Annotated in this window: 7 protein-coding genes; 6 read left to right on the top strand and 1 reads right to left on the bottom strand. The window is 67.6% G+C overall.

Annotation, left to right across the window (positions count from 1 at the left end; all coding sequences use genetic code 11):
* The first annotated feature begins 373 nt into the window (after positions 1–373).
* Both QA802_RS23330 and QA802_RS23335 read left to right on the top strand, forming a co-directional pair.
* A protein-coding gene (locus tag QA802_RS23330) for an IS5 family transposase (RefSeq protein ID WP_234370366.1) occupies positions 374–1,173 on the top strand; the annotation gives its coding sequence in 2 pieces (ribosomal slippage) (positions 374–709 and positions 712–1,173; 798 coding nt in all).
* Position 1,174: 1 nt separating this feature from the next.
* Positions 1,175–4,615 carry an FG-GAP-like repeat-containing protein gene (locus tag QA802_RS23335; RefSeq protein WP_334526033.1) on the top strand — a complete coding sequence of 1,147 codons (3,441 nt, stop codon included), beginning with the start codon at positions 1,175–1,177 and terminating at the stop codon, positions 4,613–4,615.
* A gap of 450 nt (positions 4,616–5,065) precedes the next feature.
* Here the strand turns inward: QA802_RS23335 and QA802_RS23340 are convergent, their stop codons facing one another.
* Positions 5,066–6,526 carry an IS1380 family transposase gene (locus QA802_RS23340; protein ID WP_334518312.1) on the bottom strand — a complete coding sequence of 487 codons (1,461 nt, stop codon included), beginning with the start codon at positions 6,524–6,526 and terminating at the stop codon, positions 5,066–5,068.
* Positions 6,527–6,576: 50 nt separating this feature from the next.
* On the opposite strand from QA802_RS23340, the gene QA802_RS23345 reads away from it, so the two are divergent.
* The 4 genes from QA802_RS23345 (at position 6,577) to QA802_RS23360 (ending at position 12,148) form a co-directional block, all read left to right on the top strand.
* A complete protein-coding gene (locus QA802_RS23345) occupies positions 6,577–8,229 on the top strand; it encodes a glycosyltransferase family 2 protein (RefSeq protein ID WP_334534833.1) in 1,653 nt (550 codons plus the stop codon).
* 269 nt (positions 8,230–8,498) lie between these two features.
* The gene (locus QA802_RS23350; protein WP_334526035.1) at positions 8,499–10,112 is read left to right on the top strand and encodes a hypothetical protein; all 1,614 of its coding nucleotides are present in this window, start codon (positions 8,499–8,501) and stop codon (positions 10,110–10,112) included.
* A gap of 200 nt (positions 10,113–10,312) precedes the next feature.
* Positions 10,313–10,435 carry a hypothetical protein gene (locus QA802_RS23355; protein WP_319169479.1) on the top strand — a complete coding sequence of 41 codons (123 nt, stop codon included), beginning with the start codon at positions 10,313–10,315 and terminating at the stop codon, positions 10,433–10,435.
* An 837-nt stretch (positions 10,436–11,272) separates the two neighbouring features.
* Complete coding sequence (locus QA802_RS23360) at positions 11,273–12,148, top strand: hypothetical protein (protein ID WP_319169478.1); 876 nt, start codon at positions 11,273–11,275, stop codon at positions 12,146–12,148.
* The last annotated feature ends 45 nt before the right edge of the window (positions 12,149–12,193 follow it).

A 12,193-nucleotide genomic window follows, 5' to 3' on the forward strand; every position in this document is an offset into this window, starting at 1 on the left:
TCTCTGACGGCTCGAAGAGCGATGAGGAATACGCTCTCGAGCAGGCTGCGGCCACGGGCCAGCCCTACGAACTGCTCTCTGCGCGGACCGAGTCATCCGACACGTGGGCGCTGCCTGACGGCAGTTGGTCGGTCAAGCGGTACGGGACACCGGTGCGCGTGCTGCGCGGCGGCGCTTGGGTGCCCACCGACCCCACGTTGGTCTTTGCTGCGGACGGCAGCGTCGTCCCGAAGGCCTCGTCCGTGGCCGTGACCTTCTCCGGTGGGGGAAGCGGTCCCCTGCTGTCCGGGGTGAAGGACGGTCGCACTCTGACCCTCACCTGGCCTAAGACGTCATCTCATTTGGCCGACTCGGTAGGCTGTGGCTCGTGGGGATCGTTGAGCGGCTGGTGCCGGATGAGTTGTGGGAGTTGTTCCAGCGAGTGGTGCCGGAGGCGCCCTCGCGGCCTCAAGGCGGTGGCCGGCGCCGTCATGGCGATCGTGAGGTTCTTGCCGCGATCGTGTTCGTGGCCACGTCAGGCTGTACCTGGCAGCAGCTGCCGTCCGCGTCATTCGGGCCGTCGGGAGCGACGGCCCATCGACGCTTTGCCGAGTGGTCGAAGGCCCGCGTCTGGGCCAAGCTCCACCGCCTGGTCCTCGACGAGCTCGGCGTTCGTGGCGAATTGGACTGGTCCCGGTGTGCGATCGACTCGGTGAACATGCGGGCCTTGAAAAGGGGGACATGACAGGTCCGAATCCTGTCGACAGGGGCAAGTACGGGTCGAAGATCCACCTCATCACCGAGCGGACCGGTCTGCCCCTCTCCGTCGGAATCTCAGGGGCGAACCTGCACGACAGCCAGGCCCTGATCCCCCTGGTGAAGGGCATACCGCCCATCCGCTCCCGCCGCGGGCGTCGGCGACGCAGGCCGGACAAGCTCCACGCCGACAAAGGCTACGACTACGCCCACCTGCGGCGATGGTTATCCAGCCGAGGCATCCGGCATCGCATCGCCCGTAAGGGCGTCGAGACTTCGCAACGACTCGGCCGCCACCGCTGGACCATCGAACGCACCATGGCCTGGCTCGCCGGCTGCCGGCGCTTGCACCGACGCTACGAGCGCAAAGCCAGCCACTTCCTCGCCTTTACCAGCATCGCCTGCACCCTCATCTGCTACCGCAGGCTCACCAAATGAGATGGTTTCTAAGACGCTTGCCAAGCCCACCCTGGTCGAGAACGTGGCTACCTATGCCGAGGTGCTGCCCGGGGTGGACCTTCAGCTGAAGGCGGAGGTGGAGGGCTTCTCGCAGTTGCTGGTCGTCAAGACGGCCGAGGCGGCGCGGAATCCGGAACTGGCGTCGCTGAAGTACAAGCTGGACACGGTCGGGCTGAACGTCTCTACGGACCCCGAGACGGGGAGTGTCACGGCTGTCAATCCGGCCGGCCAGACCGTGTTCACCAGCCCTACCCCGCTCATGTGGGACTCCACGACCGCCACCTCGGGCGCCGCGGCCGCCACGTCGGGCGCTCCGACCGCCCGGGCTCTCGCAGCAGCTGGGACGGAGGAGATGGCGCCCGGAGACGTCTTCGAGCCGCAGGCCGGGGCGCAGGACGCGCAGATGACTACGACGGTCACGGACTCCACGCTGGAGATCAAGCCCGACCAGGAGCTGCTGACCGGGGCGGATACGCAGTACCCGGTCTACATCGATCCCTCGTGGGCGTGGGGGAAGAGGCAGAACTGGACGCGCGTCTACAAGAAGTACCCGAACACCTCCTATTGGAACACTAAGGAGGTCGTGCGCGTCGGGTATGAGAACGAGACCTATGGGCTGTCGCGATCCTTCTTCCAGCTCGATACGTCCAACATCAGGGGCGCTCAGGTCAAGTCGTCGGTCTTCCGGATCAAGAACACCTGGTCGTGGTCCTGCCAGGCCCGTCCCGTGGAGCTGTGGCATGTCGGTGCCATCTCCTCGAAGACCACCTGGAACCGACAGCCCGCCAAGTACTCCGGGATCGCCACGGTGAACGACGCCAAGGGCTGGAGCAAGGACTGCGCCGCCGGCAACCTGGAGTTCGACACCACAAGCCTGGTCCGCGAGGCGGCGCTGAAGAAGTGGTCGAGCGTCAACCTCGGGATGTACGCCTCCGATGAGACGGATACCTTCGGCTGGAAAAAGTTTGACGCCAAAACCGCGGTCCTGGAGACCAAGTACAACAACCCGCCCAAGACTCCGACGGGCCTGGGCACGAACCCCAGGACAGCCTGCCTCACCGGCGGCGTGATCGGCAACACGCGCGTCAGCCTCTTCGCGAAGTACGACGACGTGGACGCCGGCAACCTCACCGCCGAGTTCCAGGTCTTCAAGGCCGGCAGCAGCACGCCGACGGTGACCCAGACCGTCCCCGCTACCAAGGGAAAGATCTCCACGCTGGCCGTCCCCGATGCGAGCCTGCCCACGGGTGACTACACGTGGAAGACCCGGGCCAAGGACCAGGACGGCGCCTACTCCGGCTGGTCGACCATGTGCAAGTTCTCCGTCGACCGCACCCGCCCGAGCAAGCCGCCCGTCATCAGCTCCCCGCAGTTCCCCGACGGCAAACTGGGCTGGCCGGCCGACACGAGCAAGGCACGCACCACCGGCACCTTCACCTTCATCCCGAACGGCGTCACCGACGTGCGCCGGTACTACTACTACACGGACTGGGACCCGAAGCTGCTGGACGCACCGGTGACGACGGACGACCCGGACACACCGGCTAATGAAGCCGCTGCGTTCGTACAGCTGACGCCGCCCGGCGCCGGCCCGCACTTCGTCTACGCCTACAGTGCGGACGCCGCAGGCAATCTCTCCGACACCGCGGCCTACCTCTTCTACGCCAACCGGTCCGCCGAGCGGGACGGCCCCAACGACCTGAACGGTGACGGCAACAGCGACTTCTGGAGTCTGGACGCCAACGATGCACTGCTCACCTACGCCGGGCAGGGAAACGCGCAGTTCTCCGCCGCGGCCAACGGCGGCATATCGATCGTCAACGGCCAGGTCACGTCCCGGGGAGACTGGAACCAAGACGGGTACAACGATCTCACCTCGTTCGAATACGACGAGGTGGACAAGAGGAACAAGCTCTGGGTCTACCGCAACAACGGCCGCGGCGCCGTGTCCCTCGACGACTACACAGAACTCACCGTTTCCTGTCCGGTGAAGAATCCTGACCTCGGATGCGACTTCGGCGACGAGTGGACCGGCGACGATCACTGGTACAACGCCGAACAGATCGTCGCTTCGGGTGACATCAACGGTGACAGTCAGCCGGACCTGCTGGTCAAGCAGGGCAAGCAGCTGTGGGCGTATTACGGCAATCGCGCAAGTTACACCCTCGACATCCGCGAGCCTGTTCTCGTGGGCAACGGCGACTGGGACCAGTTCACCATCGTTGCTCCCGGCGATACCAACGGCGACTCCCTGCCGGACCTCTGGCTCCGCCAAAACACGACGGGCGACATCTACCGCGCCTATGGCAAGAAGGGAAGCGACGGAAACGTCGACCCGACCACCTGGGGCGCAGTCAGCGAACGCGTGAAAATCGGTTCCGGCGTCAAGGCTGCGGACTTCCCTACACTGGGCTCCTCGGGAGACCTCAACGGTGACGGAATCGCCGACCTGTGGGCGCGGAATTCCGACAATTCCGTGCAGGGATGGCTCGGCAAGGTACCGGGCGCGGACGGCATCGCATTCCAGCCGGCGTTCCCCATCAGCCGGACCCAGCCGACCGGGACGCCGGGCGGCACGCCGGGCAAGCCGGACATGAACGGCGACACCCTCGGTGACATGGTCGTCCACACGCCCGACGGGGCGCTGGCGATTCGCAGGAAGCAGCCGACCGGGCCGTACTTCGACACGGGCACCTACGTGAGCTGGGGCTGGCAGCAGTTCCTGGGCAAGTCCGGCCAGGGCAAGCTGTACTTCGCCGACATCGACGCCGACGGTACCAAGGACCTCATCTCCCACGGCACGGATGGCAACATCATCGTCCGCCGTAACAACCGGACGGGGACCGGGTTCGACACGGGCACCTTGATGAGCGCCCATTGGTCCAACTTCCTGGGGCAGCCTGGTCAGGGTCTGCTGTACTTCGCGGATGTCACCGGCGACGGCAAGGCCGACATGCTGGTCCACACGCCCGATGGCAACATCAACGTCCGTAAGAACATGGGCACCTACTTCGACGGCGGCACGCTGATGACCGCGAACTGGTCGAACTTCCTTGGCCAGCCGGGCCAAGGCCGCCTGTACTTCGCCGACATCACCGGTGACGGGAAAGCCGACCTCATGGTGCACGAGATGGACGGGAACATCAACGTCCGTAAGAACATGGGCACCTACTTCGACGGCGGCACGCTGATGACCGCGAACTGGTCGAACTTCCTTGGCCAGCCGGGCCAAGGCCGCCTGTACTTCGCCGACATCACCGGTGACGGCAATTCGGACCTGGTGGTGCACACCACCGATGGCAACGTCAGTGTCCGCAGGAACATGGGCACGTACTTCGACGGTGGTTACCCGGCCAGTTCCTACTGGTCCAACTTCCTTGGGGGCGACGGCCCCGATCAGGGACGGCTCTACCTCGAGTAGGAGCGGCCTGCACCGTAGGGGGTGGGGCGAGTGACCGAATTCGCCCCACCCCCTGCTGGCCGCGGTCTGGGCGTCTGGCTACTCAGTGCGACCAAGTGGAATCGCATCCCGTTCGTAACCTCCTCCGGTCACAAGAGCCACATGGGCCCCTTATTCTGACAGTAATATCCGCAGATCTTTACGGGGGCTTCCTTGATGGTTGAATCACGCCTGCCAACCGTCTCTGTGGTCATACCCGTGTGCAATGCGATGCCCTATCTGGAGCAGACGCTCGCATCGGCCTCGATTCTTCACTGGCGGTGTGACGCCGGTCGGCTCGGCGACTTGCCCGTAATATCCCCTGCCGTTCGAGGATGGGCCGTCGCGTGACGCTGCGGGGCGTCGGGTTCCACGGGCCCGAGGGTGCTGCGGGTTCCCTCCTCTCCGGTGTCGTTGGGGCGGGGCCGGTCGTCAGGTGTCGGCCGGGAGGCCGGTTGCGTGTCGCCAGGCGGTGGCGAACGCGGGTGCCCAGGGCCAGGTGCGGTCGAGGTGCAGGGTGCGCCGGCGGGCGTGGGTGGTGAGGCGGGCGGGCAGGTGATAGAGCTTCGTCCGGATTGTCTCCGGTTCGGCGGCGGCGAGTTCGGGTTCGTCGTGCAGGAGGAGGAGTCGGGTCCAGGCGTCGAGGTCGGCGGCGAGGGTGGCGGCCAGCATCCAGGCGGCGTTGAGCTGGAAGGACTTGGAGGGCAGTAGCCCGAGCCCGACTCTCTTGATCGCTTTGATGCGGTCCTCGACCTCGGCGTGATCACGGTAGAGAGCGTCGACGAACCACACCTGTCCGGAGCCTGGGACCCCGGAAAGCCCCTGGTGGGTGGGGATGTTCGTGGCGACGATCTGGTAGCGCCAGCCGGTGCGCTGCTCGAACGCGGTCAGCTTCTTCAGGTCGCGGCGCGAGGGTTTGACCCGGCGCACGATCAGCCGTGTCCCCTCGGGCCAGCCGGTCAGGTCGCGGACCCCGGTCAGCTCGGCGACCTGGTAGGTGACCTTCTCCCCGTCCGGGCCCTTGATCTCGTGGACCTCGCCGTCCTGGCGCAGCGCGTCACTCCACACGTCCGCGGGCAGCAGTGCGATCGCTCTCTCGTCGGCGGTGTTGATGGCCCAGCCGGTGATCCAGCGCACCCGGCGGCGGCTGGTGGTCAGCGCCTGCAGATGCTCAAGGAGGCCATGACTGAAGGCCGCGCCGTCGATCCGGATCAGCAGCTTCGACCACAGCGGCAGCGGGAGCTGGTGCAGGGCTGCCGCGAGGACGCTCTTGTGGTCGGCGATGTCGTTGGCCGCGGCGTTGCCCGGCCGCAGCAGCATCGTCACGCATTCGCGGGTGTTGGCCAGCCAGGCTCCCAGCGGGTGATGCCCGTAGCTGCCCTTGAACGTGCCGGCCGCGCCGTCCTTCTTGCTGGTGCAGGTCACGAGGGTGGCGTCGAGATCGAGGACGTACCAGTTGGTGAGCTTGCGCCCGCATACCGAGATCCAGGGAAACCCGCCGGGGCGCAGGGCGAGCAGCGTCCACACCCCACGCCGTATCACGGCACGGACGCGCTCCACCCGGGCTGCGACCGGGCCGTCGATGGCTTCCAGCGTGCGCCACAGGGTGCTGTCCGAGACCGGACAGGGGAACAACGGCCGCCAGTGATGCTGCAGTTGCTCGGCCTGCAGGATGTTCCTCGCGCCGAGGACGATCGCGCAAGCCAGCTGGACAAGGGCCATCCCGCGATCCCGCCACCCCGGCCCGACGCCCTGCGGCAGCGCGGCGGTCAGGGCCCGGGTCAGCCCGACGCGGTCCGCTATCCGGCGCAGCAGCACCACGCCCGCGTGCCCGACCAGGTTCTTGCCGTCGGCCCGCACGACGAGCCGGTGATTCCATTCGGTAGCCTGCACCTGTCGGGTGCCCCCACTCTGCGACGTTCTTGATCTAGGAAATCCAGATCATCGCAGGTCAGGGGCACCCTTCTGCTGTCAGGTCGTCACATCGCTGGCGGACGGCCCTCGTAGCTGAATACACGAGGTCGGTGGCCGGGCAGAGCATCGGCATGGACGCCCTCGAGGTCGTCGCCGTCGACGACGGCAGCACGGACGGCAGCGGCGAGGTCCTCGACGCCTGGGCCAAGGACAGGCCCTGGCGGATGACGGTAATCCACCAGGAGGCGTCGGGCGGGCCGAGTCGCCCCCGCAATGTCGGGCTTGATCACGCGACCGGACGCTATGTGTTCTTCCTCGACGGCGACGACTGCCTGGGCCCGGAGGCGCTGGAGCGGCTCGTCGCCATGGCCGAGAAGAACGGCGCCGACACCGTCCTGGCCAAGCTCGTGGCCGTGGGCCGGGCGATCCGCCCCGAGGTCCGCGAGGTCTTCGTGAAGAACGTGGACCGTGTGGATCAGGCGGCCGTCTACTACACGCTGATGCCGTTCAAACTTTTTAGGCGCAGCATGATCGAGGAGCACCGGATCCGCTTCCCCGAGCACATGCGGATCAGCGAGGACCAGCACTTCGTCGCCCGCGCCTACCTCCACAGCACGGTCATCTCGATCCTTGCCGACTACGACTGCTACTACCTCGTCGGGCGTGGCGATAAGGGCAACATCACGCACGGCGGTCTCGACTACCCGACCATGGTCGCCCAGGCGGCGGAGGTGGTGGCCCTCGTGAAGGACCTCACCGAGCCGGGCACCCTGCAAGACCGGCTGGTCGCCCGGCACGTCAAGGCCGAGTTGCTGCGCCGCTTCGACCGCCGGTACCTCGACGCCGACGACGCGGGCCGCAAGGAGTTCGCCGCCCTGGCCGCGCCGTTCGCCAAGGAATGGGTCACCCCCGGTGTGCGCGCCGAACTGGACGTCGCGGAGCGGCTGCGGGTGCACTGTCTGCGCGAAGGGCTGCTCGACGAGCTCGCCCAGGTCGTCGAGTGGGATCTGGCCGGCCGCCCGGGCAAGAACCAGGTGCGTGACGGCCGGCTGTACGCGGCCACACCGTTCCCGTCGGCATCCTCCGCCGCCTACGCGGAGCTGTGCGACATCACCGACGTGACGCTGGGCGTCAGCCCTCGGCGCCGGGTGGACAGGATCACCTGGAACGGAAGCGTCGTCGAGCTGTCCGGCTACGCCTATCTCGACCAGGTCGACACCGAGGACCTCACCACGGAGATCCTGCTGCGGCACTCCGCGACACAGCAGGAGATTGCCGTAACCGTGCAGCCTGAGTCGTCGCCCTATCTCACGGTGAGCCGGGGCAAGGAAACCTACGACTACGGCCTCGCCGACTTCCGCGTGTCGATCGACATCGCTTCCGTCGCCGGAGGGCGTTGCCTCGATCCCGGCACCTGGGAAGTCTCCCTGCGATGCACCACCCACGGCCTGTCCGCCCGCGGCGGCCTGGGCAAAGCCCTGGGACGCGACGTGCCCAGGGTCGATCGGCACGTCGTGCCACTCCCGGCGGCCAGCGGCCGGCTGCACACGGTGAGCATCGGCCCGGAGAAGGGAAAGCTCGTCCTGAAGATCCAGCCGGTACCCGCACCCCCGTCGAAGCTGTCCCGGCTGAAGAAGATGGCGCGACGCGTGACGAGCGCGTCGAACCGGCGCGGGGAATGAGCCAGCCCCCGCCCTCCAGCTTCCTCCACCAGTCCTGACCAACACCTGACTTGTCGACGTCCGCTGGCGCCGACTCATCACCGTGCACACGCACGCGTCGGCCGCGCTCTCCTGCCGACCGACGCGTTCTGGAGACAACAGTGAACATAGGCGCGCCCGAAAGAGCGGCCGACTTGGCCCCGCCCGCGAGACCTCGACCCGTTGTCCGTCACGCGACCAGGATCCGCATCCGGCTGCTGGTCCAGCCCTGGTGGCCTGCGGCCGGGGAGGTGGCGGTCAGCCTTGCGACCGCACTCGGCTTCACCTACTGGGGGCTGACGGTCGGCAACAGCCCGATCACGCGGATCGGCCAGGTCAGCGGGCTGTCGAACCTTCAGTTCCGACTGGCGCTGCTCGTGCTGGTCGTCGTCGCCGTCGTGGGATGGGCGACCGTGCGGGGCAGCGAGCGGACGCGGGCGACGGCCGTTCGGCTGGGTGCAGCAGCCGTCGCCGGGTTGAGCACCGGATTCCTCGGAGCCGGCCAGGTCTTCGCGCTGCGGGGCACTCCGTGGCCGATCAATGGCCCTTACGGTGACAACAACCGCCTCCTCGGCTGGGCCGAGGAAGTGCTCCACACCGGCTCGATGCACGCCTTCTACCCACCGGCTGTGCCCTACCTCCTCGGGTACGCGGCCAAGACCGGATTCCTCGGCGGACAGCCGGCCTTCGGGCTCAAGTGGCTCTTCATCGCGTTCGTCGCGCTGACCGGACCGGCGGCCTATCTGGCCTGGCGGTCGTGCCTGTCACCGCTGCCCGCGCTCGCCGTCGGTCTGCTGCCCGCGCTGCAGCAGACCCTGTCGCACAAGCCGTACAGCCCGTTCGTGCTCGTCGTCCTCGTGCCGCTGATCGCCAAACTGCTGATGTGGCTGCGGGCCTCGCCCCACTTCACCACACGCGGAGCAGCGCTCCGGGGCGGATTCCTCGGCCTGCTGTTCGGACTCCTCTTCCTCGTCTACTCTGGCTGGCACCTGTGGTCGCTGCCCGGAGCGCTCATCGCCACCCTCTTCTTCTTCCCCTGGCGAACCGGAGCGAGGCGCGGCCTGCTGCTCCTCGGCAGCACCCTCGCCGGATTCCTGCTCGTGGCCGGCGTATACCTGCGCGTCCTGCTCAGCGCGGCCAGCACCCGTGACCAGTGGTGCTCCGGATACACCCTGACCGAGCCCGCCTACATCGGCACAACCCCGCTTTCCAGCCGTGCCTGGGACGACCCGGGCGAGTACCCGGGCTTCGGCGAGTTCGCCGGGCTCCACATGTACGCCGTGCTGGCCCTGGTCGGGCTCGGCGTGGCCGTCGCCATCGGACTACGTGAGGCCGTGGTGATCGCGCCCCTCGCCTGCTTCGGCAGTGCATGGCTGATCCGGTTCTGGCTGGCCGGCCACATGGAGGCCGATCAACAAGTTCAGCTGTTCCCGCGCACCATGATGCAGATTCAGGCGACGCTCACCGCCCTCGCCGTGCTGGCCTGCCTCCTCACGGTGCGCAAGCTCGCACCACTCGTTCAGTCACGGACCACAGACAGGCCCGATACCCAGCGGCGGTTCACCGCTGTCGGCGCGCTGCTCGCGCTGGCGCTGGCTGGCGGGATGATCGGCTCGTACTTCAGCAACCAGTACCTGCCGACCCTGCCCGAGGAGAAACTCGCGGGCACGCTCGCGTGGCAGTCCCACCAGTTCCGCAAGCCCGACGGGAACTGCCCGAAGTACGCCAACCACGGCACCTGCCGGGACTACCCCAAGCGCACCATCATCCACGACGCCCCTCCGGTCGAGCGGATGGTGTGTGAGTACCCCTGGCGCAAGGTGTCGTCCGACGGGTCGATCTCCCTGCTGCTCACCCAGCCCTGACGCGATGCGCTCTGGAAGCGAGGCCGTAGCGCGGGCTGCCGCGGGTGTCTCTACACGCTCGGAGCAGCCCTCGCTGGCAGGCGACCGCACCTGCGTGCAGGGCACACCGCGTGCTACATCCTTGGCCAGAAGGCAGGAGCCCCCACCCCAGTCGCCACAGCTCTCGTTCGGACGGGGTGTCCTCGTGCCATCCGAGGGAGGTGCGTACCTTCTCCCCCACCGCGATCAACATGATCCGCCTCGACGCCCACTGGGGCCAGCAGCCCGCTCGGCCCAACCGCACCAGCAACCTCGAACAGCTCAAGTACCGACTCACCGCCTGAACATCAGGAATTGCGCAGCAGAGGCCACAGCAGTGCCAATCCATGCGTGTGCGTGACGTTGCCGCCAGGCTCCCCTTCGTCAGCGAGTAGCTCGTCGGCAAGCGGCCCACCCGGGCCGACGACCGCCACGGGGCTCCGTACTCTGGCCCACGACTACGCCGAAGCCGACGCCACCGACGGCAACGGGCGCTTTCTGACGAGCCCGTCGTTGTACTGGGCCGACGCCGTCCGGCCGCTGACCGATGCCGGCTGGGCTCGCGACGGCGCGGCCGAACGCGGCACCGTCGAGATCATCGCCCCCGACGGGCAAGCAGGCGTCCTGATCGACAACCGCCTCTCTGACTGGGACGACGAAACCGTCACGCTATGGGCCGGTCCTCCGGGTTGGAACACTCGCGCGGAGGCGTTCTTCACAGCCTGCACCCCGTCTCACCTGTTCGCCGCGACGGCAGCCGCCGTGACAGATTCAGCCCCGGTGATCCGTGAGCGGCACCAGATCAACCGCAAGGTGGATTACCTGGTCACGCTCACCCCAGTCGGCCCAACCGCCCCCAGATCTCTCGGGCTCCGACCCCGCTCGACGTGCGCCGCGCCGCTGTTGCCCAGGCCGTCCACCGCGCCGCACGCACCCCGCAGACACCCGCCGACCTCCGCGTCATGGCCGCCCGCAGCCGCACCGCGAATTCGGCACAGAACCGGTCGAGTAATTCCGCACACTCTCGGGGCCAAGCGGACGGCCAGCCTGTCGGCCCCACGCCACAGCCGCTGACCCCGGCGCCCCGGGCCTTCCGGGGCATCACCTTTGCCCGAAGCACCTCCCAAGCCGGGAGTTCCGCCATGCCCGATGCCACCGCACTCGACCAGGCCACAGCCATGATTGAGAAAGCCTGGGGCCGCCCTATCGACCTGGAACGGATCACCAGCTCAGCGGCGGACCTTCGCGTCGGCCAAGCCGAGAGCCGCACATCCCTGCAGGCGATCAGCCACGTGATCGAAGCGCGTGAAGCCGCCGCGACCGTGGACTGGGCCCCAGCAGTCCGGCTGGCTCAGGCTGCTGTCGTCCGCTCCGGGCACGCGCCACGCGCCCTGGACCAGACGCCCGACCAGCCCGCTCCTTCGGCCGCTGTCGGCCCGTCGGTGGCCAGTCCGGGGCCGCATCGCTGCACTGTGCAGCAGCCGGTAGCGCAGCTTCTTCCGCTGCCGCAGGTGTGCCGCCTGGGCCGTACGAACGGCCGCGTGCCCTTCGCTGACACTGGCGGCGACCGCCGTGCTGAATCCGAATGGGCATGGGCGAGCGGTCATACTCCTGGCATGAGCAGATACACCGAGATCATCGTGCTGGCGCGGAGGGCGGAAGGGGTGATGGAACCCCTGACCCGGCCCGACAAGAACCGGGAGTGGCACCAGTGCTTCACCCGGGTGGGCGACAACGTGTTCGCCGGATCGGGCAAGCCGTCCGAGGAGTGCTATACCTGGGTCATCCAGTTCATCCGCCGCAATTGGACCGGCCTGTTCGCGCATCTGGAGTTGCTGCCCTGGCCCGATCCGTGGTCGGTGCAGGTCCTGGTCCGTGACGAGGACGACGACTGTTTCGGGCTGTGGATGCTCTACGACGGCAAGCTGACCGAGGTGCCGCTGCCGCAGACCCGGCGGGAGCCTTTCTCGGACACCATCGTCGGTGTGCTGTCCCGCACGGACCGTCCCGACCGCTGAGAACGCACGAGGCGGGGTGCCACCCCCGGCTGCTGCCGGAGGGCG

This window comes from Streptomyces sp. B21-105, from assembly GCF_036898465.1.
GTDB lineage: Bacteria > Actinomycetota > Actinomycetes > Streptomycetales > Streptomycetaceae > Streptomyces.